The sequence below is a fragment of the Quyinboa sediminis genome, assembly GCF_042219855.1.
GTDB lineage: Bacteria > Bacteroidota > Bacteroidia > Bacteroidales > UBA5342 > JBHJHP01.
This window is the reverse complement of sequence record NZ_JBHJHP010000010.1, coordinates 61,865-78,024: the sequence shown is the minus strand read 5'-3', so window position 1 is coordinate 78,024 and position 16,160 is coordinate 61,865. Positions and strand designations below refer to the sequence as shown.

17 protein-coding genes are annotated in these 16,160 nt (G+C 41.0%); 1 reads left to right on the top strand and 16 read right to left on the bottom strand.

Features of this window, described 5'->3' with window-relative positions:
* Window positions 1-2: 2 nt before the first annotated feature.
* Window positions 3-1,907 (bottom strand): DUF294 nucleotidyltransferase-like domain-containing protein, encoded by a 1,905-nt coding sequence (locus ACE1EF_RS19030; RefSeq protein WP_375722292.1) that lies wholly within the window; start codon window positions 1,905-1,907, stop codon window positions 3-5.
* 5 nt (window positions 1,908-1,912) lie between these two features.
* Complete coding sequence (locus ACE1EF_RS19025) at window positions 1,913-2,617, bottom strand: 3'-5' exonuclease (protein WP_375722291.1); 705 nt, start codon at window positions 2,615-2,617, stop codon at window positions 1,913-1,915.
* 159 nt (window positions 2,618-2,776) lie between these two features.
* Here ACE1EF_RS19025 and ACE1EF_RS19020 point away from each other — a divergent pair, with 159 nt between their 5' ends.
* Window positions 2,777-3,919 carry an ATP-binding protein gene (locus ACE1EF_RS19020; RefSeq protein WP_375722290.1) on the top strand — a complete coding sequence of 381 codons (1,143 nt, stop codon included), beginning with the start codon at window positions 2,777-2,779 and terminating at the stop codon, window positions 3,917-3,919.
* A 268-nt stretch (window positions 3,920-4,187) separates the two neighbouring features.
* Here ACE1EF_RS19020 and cysK read toward each other — a convergent pair whose 3' ends face one another.
* From cysK to ACE1EF_RS18950, 14 genes are all read right to left on the bottom strand, one after another.
* Complete coding sequence (gene cysK, locus ACE1EF_RS19015) at window positions 4,188-5,138, bottom strand: cysteine synthase A (protein ID WP_375722289.1); 951 nt, start codon at window positions 5,136-5,138, stop codon at window positions 4,188-4,190.
* Window positions 5,139-5,150: 12 nt separating this feature from the next.
* Complete coding sequence (locus ACE1EF_RS19010) at window positions 5,151-5,606, bottom strand: OsmC family protein (RefSeq protein ID WP_375722288.1); 456 nt, start codon at window positions 5,604-5,606, stop codon at window positions 5,151-5,153.
* 256 nt (window positions 5,607-5,862) lie between these two features.
* Entirely contained in the window at window positions 5,863-6,387 is a 525-nt protein-coding gene (locus ACE1EF_RS19005) for a flavodoxin domain-containing protein (protein ID WP_375722287.1), read from the bottom strand.
* Between the two features lie 211 nt (window positions 6,388-6,598).
* Window positions 6,599-7,471: a carboxypeptidase-like regulatory domain-containing protein gene (locus tag ACE1EF_RS19000; RefSeq protein WP_375722286.1), complete on the bottom strand. Its 873-nt coding sequence runs from the start codon at window positions 7,469-7,471 to the stop codon at window positions 6,599-6,601.
* A 249-nt stretch (window positions 7,472-7,720) separates the two neighbouring features.
* Window positions 7,721-8,206: an NADH-quinone oxidoreductase subunit NuoE gene (gene nuoE / locus ACE1EF_RS18995; protein WP_375722285.1), complete on the bottom strand. Its 486-nt coding sequence runs from the start codon at window positions 8,204-8,206 to the stop codon at window positions 7,721-7,723.
* Between the two features lie 10 nt (window positions 8,207-8,216).
* Entirely contained in the window at window positions 8,217-10,004 is a 1,788-nt protein-coding gene (locus ACE1EF_RS18990; RefSeq protein WP_375722284.1) for an NADH-dependent [FeFe] hydrogenase, group A6, read from the bottom strand.
* A gap of 7 nt (window positions 10,005-10,011) precedes the next feature.
* Complete coding sequence (locus tag ACE1EF_RS18985; protein WP_375722283.1) at window positions 10,012-11,805, bottom strand: NADH-ubiquinone oxidoreductase-F iron-sulfur binding region domain-containing protein; 1,794 nt, start codon at window positions 11,803-11,805, stop codon at window positions 10,012-10,014.
* Window positions 11,806-11,816: 11 nt separating this feature from the next.
* Window positions 11,817-12,212, bottom strand: coding sequence for a (2Fe-2S) ferredoxin domain-containing protein (locus tag ACE1EF_RS18980; protein ID WP_375722282.1), 396 nt, complete (start codon window positions 12,210-12,212; stop codon window positions 11,817-11,819).
* 34 nt (window positions 12,213-12,246) lie between these two features.
* Window positions 12,247-12,786, bottom strand: coding sequence for an ATP-binding protein (locus tag ACE1EF_RS18975; RefSeq protein WP_375722281.1), 540 nt, complete (start codon window positions 12,784-12,786; stop codon window positions 12,247-12,249).
* The gene (locus ACE1EF_RS18970; protein ID WP_375722280.1) at window positions 12,783-13,556 is read right to left on the bottom strand and encodes a PHP domain-containing protein; all 774 of its coding nucleotides are present in this window, start codon (window positions 13,554-13,556) and stop codon (window positions 12,783-12,785) included. The genes ACE1EF_RS18975 and ACE1EF_RS18970 overlap by 4 nt, the downstream gene beginning before the upstream one ends.
* An 84-nt stretch (window positions 13,557-13,640) precedes the next feature.
* Window positions 13,641-13,973, bottom strand: coding sequence for a DRTGG domain-containing protein (locus tag ACE1EF_RS18965; RefSeq protein ID WP_375722279.1), 333 nt, complete (start codon window positions 13,971-13,973; stop codon window positions 13,641-13,643).
* The gene (locus ACE1EF_RS18960) at window positions 13,960-15,342 is read right to left on the bottom strand and encodes a [Fe-Fe] hydrogenase large subunit C-terminal domain-containing protein (RefSeq protein ID WP_375722278.1); all 1,383 of its coding nucleotides are present in this window, start codon (window positions 15,340-15,342) and stop codon (window positions 13,960-13,962) included. The genes ACE1EF_RS18965 and ACE1EF_RS18960 overlap by 14 nt, the downstream gene beginning before the upstream one ends.
* The gene (locus ACE1EF_RS18955; protein ID WP_375722277.1) at window positions 15,339-15,752 is read right to left on the bottom strand and encodes an ATP-binding protein; all 414 of its coding nucleotides are present in this window, start codon (window positions 15,750-15,752) and stop codon (window positions 15,339-15,341) included. The genes ACE1EF_RS18960 and ACE1EF_RS18955 overlap by 4 nt, the downstream gene beginning before the upstream one ends.
* Window positions 15,753-15,756: 4 nt before the next feature.
* Entirely contained in the window at window positions 15,757-16,101 is a 345-nt protein-coding gene (locus ACE1EF_RS18950) for a DRTGG domain-containing protein (protein WP_375722332.1), read from the bottom strand.
* Window positions 16,102-16,160 lie beyond the last annotated feature (59 nt).

The window sequence follows — 16,160 nt, the reverse complement described above, 5'->3', positions numbered from 1 at the left end:
AATTATAAACCTGTTATGCCAAATTCCAGCTTCAGTAATGACTGAAAATCCTTTATCACTTTAAAAATCTCTTTTAATGTAATCTGCTCCACCTGAGTCAGCCTAGATGGTTCAATAAAGTTGCTTGGTTCCAGATAATCATGAATGATATTTTTTGCCTGAGCTTTCAGGCGCAGGCCCATCAGATAGTAATAAGCCTGGTTAAACTCCTTATAATTATCAGGATTGAGAACACCTTTTTCTTTTAAAGCCAGCAGTCGTTCACCAGTATTGGTTTTATTTATGCCATTTCTCAAACACAACATCCTTGCCAGGTCTACAATTGGTGTCATGGCTTTTTTAAGATCCACCACCCTGCGCTCCTTATCTTCAAATGTTCGTATAGTATTAAAAACCGTTATGGGTGGTTCGTATAGCAAGGCGTTACTGGCCATGCTTAGATAAAACTTTGAGCTGGCTTTTTCGAGTAATGCATCTACATGCGAGAATAAACCGGTCAACAATTCCGGTTCACCATGAATAAAACGGCAGTCGAAAAATGTTGTTACATTGATGGCAGACTGCTTTCCGGCCTGATTAATCCAGGATTCGTAGTTTCTTTTCCAGTGAGACAGCGAATGAGTCCAATCCGGATTCTGTGCCATATATCCTCCCTTACAAAAGCTGAAGCCAATCCGGTCGAGCCTCTCGGACACAAGGGTGGCAAAATGCAGAAAATATTCCCGTACCTCTTCGCGATGTTCATTGGCTTTGTCTTCGTATATAATGGCATTATCCTGATCTGTTAGCAGGGTTTGTTCCTTTCGTCCTTCACTTCCCAGTACAAAGAATGCAAATTTTGCAGGTGGCTCAGGAACAACTTTCAGCACACCTTCGATGACACGGTGCAGTATAGAATCTGAAATGGTGGTTACGATCTGGTTTACTACAGACGCATTTACACCTCTGCCTAAAAGCTGATTCACAATTTCAGGTACCTGATCCCATTTTTCTTTCAGATCCTTAACAGACCACGCAGATTTAACAGACTGAATAAACAATAAAGGTGATTGTGCATGCTCAGAGAGCAGTCTATGACGATCAAGCACCCCGACATGATCGCCGGTTCGCACCAGGATATAGTTAATTTTTTCGCGAAACATGGTAAGTATTGCCTCATATACCAGAGTTTCACCTGACATTTCGACAACAGGTGTTTCCATAATCGCTTCTACAAAACCATCGGGTGAGAAGTTTTCAGCCAGTCCCTTTTCAATGATGCTCCTGTGGGTCACAAAACCAAGGTACTGCCCTTTTTCCTCCACAAAGAGACAGGGGACATTATTTTGCTTCATAATTTTTGCAGCATCCCTTAAAGAGGTATATGGAGCACAAAATACCACATCTCGTGACTCAAAGGCATTTAACCGGCGACTGTAAATCTGATCGGCATCCAGAAAATTTCCCTCCCTCGTATTATGGCGCTTCACAAAATGAGCATACTCATCATTTAGTACTTTCTGTGCAAACAGTGTGGTGAAATAATTGAAAAACCCACTAAAACTCCGGCAAATCTCCTTAAACTCAACCTTATCCAAAAAAAGGATCCGTGTGCCTTTTTTAGCAACAACTGTCCGAATAGAAACCTTCTTATTCAGGAGCACAGAACCGCCTCCAAAAACATATCCGGTTGTATACACCTCATCAAGGCGCTGTACATTATTACTGTCATAAAAAAATGCGTCATACTGGCCTTCAGCAATTACATCTATGCCCTCAAGCCTGGTCTCATCCTGACGGTAGATTAGCGTTTCCCTCGAATAATATTTCTCTTCCATGAGCTCTGCCACGTGTTGCAGAACTTCGACTGGAAGCAAATCGAAAGGTTTGGTATGTTGTAAAAATTTTATTCGTTCTTCGGTTGTCATCTTCGTTACATTACAAATTTTAAAATCAGAACCAGTGCGGCTACAATAATCAGCCACAACAGGATATTCGCTATCCGGATGGCATAAACATTTCTTTGTATACCAATATTTTGTTTCTGATCCGATATTACCTGATCGGTTATAAGGCCTCTTTTTTTCAATTCAAAAAAACATAAGGCGGTGGTTTCTGCATCATTCAGTGCATCATGTGGATTTTGTTGGTTTTTGTGGAATAAAACCCGGTAAAGATCCTTTAAACGCAAATAACCTGTTCCATTGGGATTTAATCCGGCATCACGCGTCAGCTGCATCGTACAAAAAGTTGGCAGGCGATCCGCATCGTATTTAATGCCAGATCTGTAAAAACCCACATTCAGCATTTTCTTATCGAATTCCAGAAAGTGACCTACAATCAAGGGCTTATAAAACTCAAAATCCGCCGCGAGCAGTTCAACAACTTCTCTGCGGTCCTCTCCTATTTTATCCAGCTTTTTTAAGGTGATCCCGTGTATTTTCCGGGATGACTTTGTTATCCTTATCCGGCCGGGTTTAATGTAGTGATTTTCGCTTTTAACTTTATTACCATCTTCATCATAAATCACCCAGCTGATCTGAAGAATATACGGCCACTTTTTTTCAAAAAGAACCGGGTTATCCCAGTGCTTGGGAATACCCGATGTCTCTGTATCTAAAAAAAGGATGTATTTCATAAATGGCAGCCCTCAATTCCGGATCAATACAAATTTGGGAAAATAAATTGACTATTGTCCTGATTACTAAAAATCATTCGTAATTTTAATTATGTACATAAAATTTCATATATTTACTTTTAAATATCATGTATTTTAAAACTATATATTTTAATTATCATGTATTTAAGAAAACAAATATTTGAAGGATCTGAAAATGAGAGTTTATTTCTATGGGGTGCCAGACAAACTGGTAAAAGCACATTGTTAAAATCTTTGTTTAACGATTCATTATGGTTTGACCTTTTAAAAACCGATATATTTGAACAATTAAACCGAAAACCTTCACAACTTAGAGAAATTATATTGGCAACCCAACCACAAAAACCAATAATTATTGATGAGATACAAAAAATCCCTGCACTACTTAACGAAATCCATTGGCTTATAGAAAATAACCATAATAATTTTATTTTAAGTGGCTCCAGTCCAAGGAAAATTATTCGTAGCGAATCCAATCTACTCGGAGGAAGAGCTTTGCGTTACGAATTATTCCCGCTAACAAGTGCAGAAATACCAGATTTCGATTTAAAAAGGGCATTAAATAATGGTCTGCTCCCAAGACATTATCTATCTAACAATCCTAAGAAATTGATATCTGCATATATTGGGAATTATCTAAAGGAGGAAATAATAGCGGAAGCACGAATAAGAAACGCCTCACTTTTTTCATTGTTTCTGGAAATGGCGGCCTTCTCAAACGGAGAAATAATTAACTATTCAAATATTGCTTCAGAATGTGGTGTAAGTGCTCCAACCGTCAGGGAATATTTTCAGATACTCATCGATACATTAACCGGAAGATTTCTTCCTCCCTTTCAAAAAAAACCAAAAAGAAGAGTAATACAAGCTCCAAAATTTTATTTTTTCGATATCGGGATTGTTAACTACTTATTGAAACGCGGTGAAATTGAAATAGGAAGCGAAGCATTCGGGCATGCGTTTGAACACTTTATTTATCAGGAAATTACTGCCCACAGTCATTATAGTGGACTAAATTATCCTGTTCATTATTGGCGTACAGCATCACAAATTGAGGTAGACTTTATTTTAGGAGACCACGAAACAGCCATTGAAGTGAAATCAACCCGCAACGCCATTCCACGCCATGCAAAAGGGTTACAGCATTTTGCAGAAGAATATACTGTAAAAAATCAAATATTAATTACTAATGATACATATCCTCGTCAGATGGGGGACTGCCTGGTTTTACCATGGCAAATTTTTCTACAAAAATTATGGGCAGGAGAATTAATATCCTAAACTTTAGCATAGCATACTTACCCTAATGCAAAAACTTATACAAGCTACCGATATGGAAGTTATCAATTTTCGTATAGATTGCTTCTTTCAGACCTTTTGCAAAAATAAAGGAATCTCTGTCTTTAACCAGAACAAAACAGCCACTGCCGGAAGATTACCAACAGTGGCTGAATTGTTTGTTAAAGCAAGAATTACACAGATGTCAGAACATCCAAGAAATATTTTTTATTGTCGTTGACTTTTCCAAAGTTTAAAACTTTGGAAAAGCTCATATCGTAACACGATAATTTACTTCGCTTTGCTCATAATCGAACAATGCGGTTGATAAGTAGCGTTCTCCTGTATCGGGTAGCAAAATAACAATCGTTTTTCCTTTACTCTCAGGTCTGGATGCAATTTCAAGGCCTGCGGCAAGGGCTCCTCCTGATGAAATACCGACCAGAATCCCTTCATTCACACCAAGTTTTCGGGCGGCTTCTATTGCAGACTCTTCCTTAATTCGGACAATTTCATCGTAAATCTCTGTATTTAAGATGTCGGGTATAAATCCGGCACCGATGCCCTGTATCTTATGGGGCCCTGGTTCTCCACCTGATAGTACCGGTGATTTTTCAGGCTCAACAGCCACGATTTTCACACTGTTCCTTTTATTTTTCAGAACTTCTCCAACACCGGTTATGGTTCCACCGGTACCAATTCCGGCTACAAAGACATCCACTTCTCCTTTTGTGTCTTCCCAAATCTCACGGGCCGTTGACAGACGGTGTATTTCAGGATTTGCTTTATTTTTAAACTGCTGCGGAATAAAGGTTTTATCATATTTTTCTGCCAGTTCAAAAGCACGTGATATGGCACCTTTCATACCTCCCTCTTTTGGCGTCAGTTCAAGTTCTGCACCTAAGGCTTTTAGAATTTTTCTGCGTTCAATACTCATGCTTTCCGGCATGGTAAGGATCAAACGATAGCCTTTTGCCGCACTGACCAAAGCCAGTCCGATACCGGTATTCCCGCTTGTCGGTTCAATAATGACCGTATCTTTATCCAGCTGACCGTCCTTTTCTGCCTTTTCAATCATGCTTAGGGCAATTCGATCTTTGACCGAACTCCCCGGATTAAAAGACTCCAGTTTCACAAGTACATTGACGTCTTCCGGAACTATTTTATTCAGTTTTATCAAAGGTGTATTTCCTATTGTTTCTGTGATATTATTATAAATCATGATCCAGTTTTTTTAATTTGAATATGCTACTTTTCGATTAAGATTGAGTTTTAAAGGGGTTGGATTGCTAAGATTATCATATATAGGACAGCGTTGTTTAATTACTTTTACCCAGTGCTCCAATTCTTCTTCGGATGCAACAGTCACCGGTTCAAAATCCACTACAATGTTTTTAAAGCCTGCTCTGTCTTCGGTTTCATTACCGAATAATTTATCAGGATTCAGATTCCCGCTTACACTGATTTTTAAGCCCTGAAGTACAATACCAAGCTCCTGTGCCGTAAGATGAGCCACCACGTTTAAACATCCTGCATAGCTTGCCAGCAGGTATTCCACCGGATTTGCGCCTTTATCCTCACCACCCAGCGCAGGTGGCTCATCCACTACAATACTAAAATCCCTTGCAACTGCATTCAGGCGTGTTGCTGTTTCCGAACTCCCGTCAACTTTAAAAATTAAATCTGCCATTTTATTGAAATTAAAAACTTAAAAACAAAAAAAGCCCCCCGCTACTTGCGGAGGGCTTTCATATCTAACACTATTTATTTCTACTTCATATCAGACAATGAGATTTCCTTCCGCAAGGTTCTGCAGAACATCATACAACAACACATCATATTGGTATGGAAATATCTCATTTATCCTACTAATTTTATAGGGTACAAATTAAACTGATTTCAATTCAATTTACAAAATAAAACTATGCCTTTTTAGAAATTAATTCTCAGAGCTTACCTGAAATATTTGACAACCAGCTATCTATACGTTGATTGGTCAACTCGGGTTCTGAGTCCTCATCCAATGCCAAACCGACAAATTTGTCATCTACTATGGCTTTTGATTCATTAAAAGCATACCCATCTGTTGACGTTTCCCCAATAATCTGCAATCCGGCAGCTTCCAGCTTTTTCTTCATATACATCATGTCATCCACAAAGTTATCGGGATAAAGCACCTGATTACCGAGTCCTAAAAGCGCACCTTTTTTACCATCTAAACGGGTATTCTTTTGCTCCATTTCTGCAAAAAATGGTCGCCATGCCATTTCGGTTTCTTTATTACTCCAGTAATCAGCCCCAACTGTTGAACCACCAAAAATAAACACGTCGAAATCGCTTAACTGATCTGCACTTATATCTTCCACACACAAAAATGAGACGGAAAAATCAGTTAATTTCTCTTTAATGATCTTTGCAGCATGTTCAACACTGCCACCTTTAGGCCAATAAATTAATGCAAGTTTTTTCATTTGTACTTTTTTAGATACAAGACACAAGAATCAAGACACAAGACTTATCAAATAACGTCTGATAGAATATTCCTGATGTCATATAATAGTTTTAATAATTCAGTAAATATCGGTTTTTATGATTAAAAAACAATAGGATAAGTGGAGTTGTTCAACAGTATCCGGGTGCTATATAAAAGTTCATGCCTGTTCGAACTCAAAATGATAATTTTTATTTAAATTTTAATATGGTAACCCAAATACCTGGCGCAAAAGAATATGGTATTTTTTCCCAATTTCCCAAGCTTGTTTTTCTTCTGTATCCTTTAGTTAAAAGTGTTCCGGAAATATTAATTCTATCCCAAAATCTTCTGTCATTATCAGTATTCGCAGAATAGAGTGCAATATTCTCAATTGAAACCAAAACCGCATTTGAAGCAAAGATATTATAGTTACTTAAATCAACTTTGTAGTTTCCTGTATCCATTTTTGTTATACTAAAGTAAATATTTTCTTTTAGCAAACATTCTTTTATTTCGTTCTTGCTGTAAGTATATATTTTTAACCGGAATTTTGCAGAATCCAGATAATTACTGGCTATATTGAAATTAACATCCTTGATTTTAACAGGAGATTTATTGGGCAAATTAATAACTGTACCATTTTCGATACCAAGACTTGAGGTATCTCCGGTAACAGCCAGAATAATTTTTTTAGTATCGGTTTTGGCTCCCCTGATTTTTACTTTATACGGTTTAGCAATTACCTTAATTTCTTTAATACGCTCTATTTTTGGTATTAAACATACCATTGCACTATCATTGTTTACGAGTTGTTTAATTGAAATTCGCATTGTATAAAACCCAATGCTGGAGAAAGTGATACTATCCTCAAGAAATTCAGCTGGTACAAATAGTTGAAAATTGCCATTTACATCTGATACGGTTCCGATATTCTGATCAAATATACCAATGTTGGCATATTCTATCGGATTATTTAACGTATCTGTTAATACACCCTGAATAAGGTAATTGTGTTGAGCTTTTACCTTAAAAGTAGCTCCAATTAATATAAAAGTTAGCAGGTAAAAATAACAGGTTCTCATCTGAATCATTTTTTACAGATCGAAGTACTAAAATTCTTTCTGTACAACGAAGAATAATACTAAAAAGTAACATGATCATTCAACAACTGATGAAAAAAGAATATGTGGTCGCAAATTGCGACCACCTTAAAAATACCAGTTATCTTTTTTGCAAACGGGACATCACGTATAAAAAAATGGCGTAGCCAAAGACTACGCCAAACTCTATTTTTAGTGATCGGATGACTTGAAGTCATCCGATCACTTTTATCATTTATATTCCGCAACAATATCGGCTACCATTTCGGGAGCTACGCGGCCATAGGTTTTTTCTCCTACCATAACCACCGGTGCCAGACCACAGGCACCCACACAACGCAGGCAGCTCAGCGAAAATTCGCCATCGGTTGTCACCTCACCCACTTCAATGCCCAGCTGCTTTTTAAATTCATCCAGTACATTTTCTGCACCACGGACATAGCACGCTGTTCCGGTACAGATTGAGATTGGATTTTTACCCTTAGGTACCATGGTGAAGAAGGAGTAAAAGGTCACCACACCATAGACCTTGGCCACTGACATTTTCAGTTCTGCAGCGATCAATTCCTGAACCTCTGCAGGTAAATAGCCGAAGTGTTCCTGGGTTTTGTGCAACACATTGATCAGTTCACCTTTATCGTTTCTGAATTCCGCACAAATCTTTTTGATGAATTCAGTATCCTGTTTCTTAAGTTTTATTGTGATGTTATCTGCCATGATTCATACTTTATTCGTTAACTTCCTCCTGGAATTTCACCTGTCTGTCAAAATAATTGGTATGCAACAGATGATGCGCTTTTTCACTCATAGGCTCACCCAGAAATTCTTCATACAGTTTAATGATGTACGGATTCTGGTGTGATTTACGGATTGGTTTTCCGGCATCCTCACGGTAAATAGCTTCCACCCGCTTTTTGAGAATAGAACTCTTTCCATGATGCAAGGGCTGACCGCCACCACCGATACAACCGCCGGGACACGACATAATTTCTATGGCATGATACACACATTTCCCGGTCTGAATACATTCAAGCAATTTTCGGGCATTTCCCAGTCCGTGAGCGATACCGATATGAATGGGCGTGCCATCAAAATCGATGGTTGCCTGACGGAAACCTTCCATACCGCGCAGTTGTTTGAAGTCCACTTTTTCAAGTTCCTTGCCTGTATAAAGTTCGTAAGCTGTACGTACGGCCGCTTCAATAACTCCACCAGTTGCACCAAAGATAACAGCGGCACCGGATGAGTCACCCATTGGGCGGTCGAAATCTTTTTTCGGCAGTGATTTGAATTCCACATTCGCCCGTTTTACCAGATTGGCCAGCTCGCGGGTCGATAAAACGTAGTTTACGTCAGGATCATTTTTCACCTTAAATTCATCGCGTTGACGCTCATATTTTTTAGCCAGACAAGGCATGATGGAAACCACAATCAGTTTTTCTCTTTGTATACCCAGTTTATCAGCAAAATAAGTTTTAGCGATGGATCCAAACATCTGTTGCGGAGAACGTGCCGTGGATGGAATATCCAGCAAATCGGGGAACTGCTTTTCGAAAAAATTCACCCAGGCAGGACAACAGGATGTCAGGATCGGCAATTTAACCGATTCATCGCCTTTCAGATGTCTTTCCAGACGGGATAACAACTCCGTTCCTTCTTCCATAATCGTCAGGTCGGCAGCGAAGTCGGTGTCAAATACATAATCGAATCCCAGCTCTTTTAACGCTGAAACCATCTGGCCGGTCACCAGTGTTCCGGCTTCATAGCCGAATTCTTCTCCCAGGGCTGCCCTAACGGCTGGCGCTGTCTGAACAATGACTGTTTTATCCGGATCAGCCAGTGCCCGGATGACTTCGTTGGTATGGTTAACCTCGGTCAATGCTCCGGTTGGACACACAGCCACACACTGCCCGCAATAGGTACAAACGGAATCCTTAAGGTCCATTTCGAACGCCGGTGAAACTACCGCATTAAACCCGCGGTTAATACCGGACAAAGCGCCTACAGTCTGAACCTCATTACACATGGTTTCGCACCGGCGACACATGATACATTTATCCATGTCGCGGATGATGGACGGAGAAAAGTCCTCACGGTACGTGGATTGTTCGCCCTGGTACCTGATCTCACGCACATCGAAACGGTGTGCCATGGATTGCAGGTCGCAGTTACCGGATTTAGGACAAATAAGACAGTCAGCAGGGTGATCGGACAACAACAGTTCCATCACGGTCCGGCGTGCATTTAAAACACGCATGCTGTTGGTTCTTACGATCATACCTTCTGCCACATCCGTTGCACACGACGGTGCCAGGTTACGGCGTCCGTCCACCTCTACCACACAAATACGGCAACCGGCAGGTTTGTTTTCAATGCCCATATCATCCAGCTTCATATGACAAAGCGTGGGAATATCTATTCCAACAGAACGGGCTGCTTCCAGAATAGTGGTTCCTTTTTCGACCACTACTTTATGTTTATCGATGGTTAACGATACTATTTTTTTAGATTCCACAGTTCTTCTATTTTAATATTACGGCATTAAACTTACACTTATCCATACACGCACCACATTTTATACATGTTTCCTGGTTTATGGTGTGCAGCATCTTCTTTTCTCCGGTTATGGCACCAACCGGACAGGCTCTTGCACAAGCCGTACAGCCCACACACTCCTCTTCGGTGATGTAATACTTCATTAATGCCTTACACGTTCCGGCGGCACATTTATGCTCTTCCACATGTTGTATATATTCATCCCAGAAATTCTCCATGGTTGACAAAACCGGATTCGGTGACGTCTGCCCCAAACCGCACAGTGATGTATCTTTGATGACACTGCAAAGGTTTTTAAGGATATCAAGATCTTTCCGTGTGGCTTTTCCTTCTGTAATTTTTGTCAGGATCTCATGTAAACGCTTGTTTCCGACACGACAAGGTGCACATTTTCCACACGATTCTTCCACGGTAAATTCAAGGAAGAACTTTGCCATGGACACCATACAGTCGGTTTCATCCATTACAATCATTCCACCTGATCCCATCATGGAACCAGCAGCAACCAGGTTATCAAAGTCGATGGCCGTCTCCAGGTGATTTTCCGTTAAACAACCTCCCGAGGGACCACCGGTCTGAACCGCTTTAAATTTCTTACCACCTTTGATTCCGCCTCCAATATCGTAAATAACTTCGCGTAAGGTGATCCCCATCGGAACCTCGATCAACCCGACATTGTTGATTTTTCCGGCCAGGGCAAACACCTTGGTTCCCTTGCTTTTATCGGTTCCAATCTTATTGAACCAATCCGCTCCCTTTAAGAATATTACCGGAATATTAGCCAGTGTTTCCACATTGTTCACATTGGTCGGTTTATTCATATAACCGCTTTCTGCCGGAAACGGAGGCTTCAGTGTTGGTTCACCACGCTTCCCTTCCATGGAATGGATCAATGCTGTTTCCTCACCGCAAACAAATGCGCCGGCACCATAACGCAGTTCAATGTCGAACGTAAAACCGGTTCCGAAAATATCGTTGCCCAACAAGCCATATTCTCTTGCCTGATCCAGTGCTATTTTAAGTCGTTTGATCGCTAACGGATATTCCGCACGAATGTAAACCAGACCTTTACTGGCACCGATACAGTAACCACAAATAGCCATAGCCTCAATCACGGAATGCGGATCACCTTCCAGGATGGACCGGTCCATAAATGCGCCCGGGTCACCTTCATCGGCATTACACACCACATATTTCTGATCCGCCTTGTTTTTACGGGCAATATCCCATTTTATTCCTGTGGGAAAACCACCTCCTCCACGTCCGCGGATTCCACTCTCAATAACTTCCAGAATAGCCTGCTCCGGAGACAGTTCTGTGAGCACTTTTCCCAGTGCCACATAAGCATCTCTGGCAATGGACTCATCTATGTTTTCTGGATTTACAAAACCACAGTTTCTAAGCGCAATACGCAACTGCTTTTTGTAGAAATCCATTTTCTGTGTATCACTTACGGACTCTTTTTTCTTTGGGTCATTATAAAGCAGACGTTTTACTTTACGTCCTTTCACCAGGTGTTCCTTTACAATCTCGTCCACATCCTCCGGCGTTACCTGCACGTAGAAGGTATTATCCGGCATGATCTTAACAATGGGGCCTTTTTCACAAAAGCCGAAACAACCCGTACCTACAACCTGTGCCTCTTCAGCCAGGCCGTTTTCCTGTATAGCGGTTTTGAGGTTCTGAATGATCTCATCACTTCGTGATGCCTTACACCCGGTACCTGCACAAACCAGTATGTCAAATTTTGTATCTGTCATTCCGGGTCCTCCTATTCCTGAATATTTTTATACGATACCGGAATAACGCCATCCACCAGCTGACCACCTTTAATATAGGTTTCAATGATATCGTCTGCTTTCGACATATCCACATGTCCGAATACAACCGGTTCCTTCCCCGGGATAGTTACCTCAACGGTAGGCTCCGCATAGCAATAGCCCATACAACCGGTCTGGGTTACTACAGCATCAATCTGGCGCTTTTTCAGAGCTGAGATGAAAAAGTTCATCGTTTCACGTGCTCCTGAAGCAATGCCACAGGTTGCCATAGCGACTTTTACCTGCACTACCTTTTCAGGATTCAGCCCTTTTTCCCTCATATCCATCTTGTTCTGAAGGTTTTCCCTGAGCTTTTTTAAATCATCGAGAGTTTTAACTTTTGTCATAGCTAACTGACAGTTTTTTAAGATTGTTAGATAATTATTTTAGTTCTTTTATGTTATTCTTCACTATTTCTTTTAAGCCCATTACCACGTCAAGGTCGTTTATCGGCAATCCTTCAAAAAGCTGCTTTACTTCCCTTGTATCCAGCATAAAAACACCTTTTTCAGACGTGTACGTCATGATAAAGTCTACCTCAGGATACCCCGTCGCAATATTGACAAACACATCATCTATCTCACCTTCGGGCGGACGGTCGATGTGTGACAGGCCAAACGTTGCTTTTAGTTCGGTTCCCTTGCCCGGTACACTTTTTATGTCTACAGAGCCTCCACTCATCTCACAGTTCTGAACCAAAAGCGGTATGCCTAACCCAACTTTCCTGGTTTTACGTGTTGTGTAAAACGGATTCGTCAGATTTTTCACCATGTCAGCATCCATTCCAATGCCGTCATCCTTAATCTCCAGTACAAGTGTATCCCTGGTTATATCTTTTTCCAGCGAAATATAAACCAGTGTAGCTTTTGCCCGCACTGAGTTTTCTGTTATATCAAGTATATGTGATGCAATGTCTTTCACACCTGAAATCCTACCTGTTCATCTTCATATTCAAACCCAATCACATGGCGTCCCTTCTCATTTCTCAGGGCCTTTTTCAGCTCCCTGAATGTTGGCTTTTTGGCTTTTATCAGAGTCACCGCCCGGCCAATATCGTTCACCCGGTGTGCATCGGAAAAGGTCAGTAAAACATGATCCGCACTTTCCGGATATTTCCTTTTCAGTACGTTATCTTTCATATTGTAGGAGAACTCCAGTGCATCCACTTTCAATCCCTGTGGCATTATCCCCAGCTGAGCATACAGTCCGTATGCCTGACGATCCACGTGTGCCGGGATAAACAATCCTCCCAGACTGTGAACCTTCGTTTCCACATCCTCAATACTTTGATCAATGGCCGATAAAAGCAGCCGTTTCTCATTGTGAATAATGTGTTCTTCTGCATCTACTGCCACCTGAAACCCAAACAGATGTTCCTTATTTTTTATATCCGGCAAATGCTTATCCAGGTAAACCTGAAACTCACCTGCCTGTTCCCTGTTTTGAAACAGACACAGCACATGAACATCTTCACGTGTTGTCACCTCTGCACCGTACAGGACTTTAATGCCAATCTGCTTTCCCATTTCCCTGATCACGCCCGCCTGTCTGGTGGAGTTATGATCAGTAATCGCAATGATATCAAGTCCTCTGACCTGCGCTTCTGATATTATATTGGCAGGACTCATCTCCAGTTCACCACATGGTGAAAGTACCGAATGAATATGGAGATCAATCCTTAGTGTTTTCATTTTATAGTATCAGGTATCAAGTATCAAGTATCAGGAATCAAGATTATCGCATGTCTTGCGTCTTGATACTTGTGTCTTGTTTCTTTATTTAATCAGCTTGTATAATTTTCCACTCAGCGGAAATACTTCTTCGGTTGATCCCAGAACCGGCAAACCTTCCTCTTTAGCAAAATGCAGCATTTCTTCATCCGGTTCTATTCCCTTTGCCAGAATAACCGCAGCCACTTCCCTTAACGTAGCAATAGCCACCACGTTTTTATGATTTTGTATGGTGATCCAAACAGAATCTTCTTCTACATTTCCCATGACGTCCGATAACAAATCGGATACATATCCGCTGTTAACCGGATTATCAAGATTTTCTTCTCCTGCATAAACAGAGAGATTCAAAGCTTCTTTAAGTTCAGATATTTTCATTTTTGGCTCCTTTTTTCGTACAGTCTTTGTCCAGTCTCGATTTTCCCCAGACTTTTTCAATGATCTTAATGGCATGATCCGGGCTCAGTTTTTTATGCTTTTCCATTTGGCGTTGCATGAAAATACAATGTGAAAGATTGGCTGTCCTGTTTACAATATCTTCTGCCAGGGCACGACAGGTAGGTGCACCACAGGCTCCACAATCAATTCCGGGCAGATAACACATCAGATCCCTGGCCCTTTGCATTTTTTTCAGAGCTTTTACCATGTCTGAATCAAGCACAATGCTTCGGGGCTCTATGGGCTGATTCAGAAAGATTCGCTCAGTGAGATAATCCGCCTTGTCATCAAAATTCCTTACCGTTGGACCATTTTTTTCCTGAAAACGGTCACGGTGTTCCTTCACCCTGTTATTGAGCCTTTCCACAATTAAAAACCTGTTATCACAGTTCAGAATACCTCCGGCACACGATTCGTCGCACATGCGTAACTCCAGAAAATTGACACTGTTCATCTCATCATTTTCCACTTTTTCAAGAAAGGCGTTCGTATTCCTTATACCGTCTATGGATAGTGATCGTCCCTTAATATGTTTGGCTTCGCCATTTGTTAAAGGCCAGCGTATGGATATATCATCCAGTATATTTTCCTCTATCTCATCAGGGATGGGCGGATTCTCGGTTTTAAGTATTTTAAGCAGTTTATTGTAAACCGTGTTAATGTTGATAACACCATCAATCTGTGATTTTTCTTCTCCAACGGGACTTTTAATAGCTGCTATCTTAGCGGCGCATGGCGTAAGATAAAAGATGCCAATCCTGTTTTTATCAAATCCTTCCTCATACAGTTTTTCACGGTAATACTCTGCCGCAACATCCGCCGGTGCTTTCAGATGAATGATATTATCGACGAGCGAGGGGAACTTTACCTGAATTGTCCGAACCACTGCGGGACAAAATGAAGAAATTAAAGGCTTAATCTCGGCCTTATCCACCTGTTTATTAATCTGATCACGAAGGAGGTTCACCCCGGCTTCTATCCCATAGATGTGGGTAAAACCAATGTCCTTCATTAGTTTTCGGACTAGTTTTGGAGGAACTGCCGATGGAAATTGTCCGTAAAAAACAGAAGGGATCAATGCGACACGGCAATCATACTGCATCATGGTTTCCATATCATCATGAACCACGGAGTAGGCATCAACCGGACAAACCCTGAAGCATTCACCGCAATCCACACAGCGTTCTGCACTAAGATGAGCCTTTCCGTTAACAATACGAATAGCTTCTGTAGGACAGGCTTTCATACAATGTGCACAGCCAATACATTTGTTGTAATCTATTTCTATGGCATGAAAAAATCCTTTCACCTGATATAATTTGTTAATTCCAATGTTGTCCCTACGCCTACTTCAGAATCTATTTTCAGTTCATCCACATTTTCCTGAATGTTCGGCAAGCCCATTCCGGCACCGAAACCCATCTCCCGTACTGCCTTTGATGCCGTGGAAAAACCTTTGGTCATAGCCAGGGGAATATCCGGAATACCCGGTCCCTCATCCTGCAAAACAAGCTTTATCACATCCGGATCGATATCCACTTTAATTGCCCCTTTTTGGGCATGCGCTGCAATATTTACTTCGGCTTCGTATAAGGCAATAACAGTACGTTTAATTATTTTATGATCCACACCAAGCTGCTTGAGGATTTTCTTCACCTCACTCGAAGCTTTCCCTGCCTGTGTAAAATCACCTCCTGTTACCTTAAACTCAAAATGCATCCTTCTAATATATTGGTTCCAATCCTGCCTTATATAACATTCCCACTGCCCTGAACATTGATTTGGTAGAGGACAACAGTACCATGTTGTTTTCTTTGGCCAGCTCGCACATTTCGGGTGTAACGGCTTTGTTTCGAACAAATATTATCTGTGATATATCCGCCATTTCTGCGGTTCTAATGGTTTGCAGATTCGCCAGACCGGTAATCAGAATCATATTGTCTGTATCCAGCGTCAATACGTCGCTCATCATGTCCGAAGCAAACCCGTATCGTACCTCCCTGTCCAACATATCATCACCGCACACCACTCTGGCATCCAGCTCCATTATGACCTCAGATAATTTCATCAAATTTCAATCCTTTTACACAACATCAACATACACCCGATGTGAATTTTCCGCAAAGA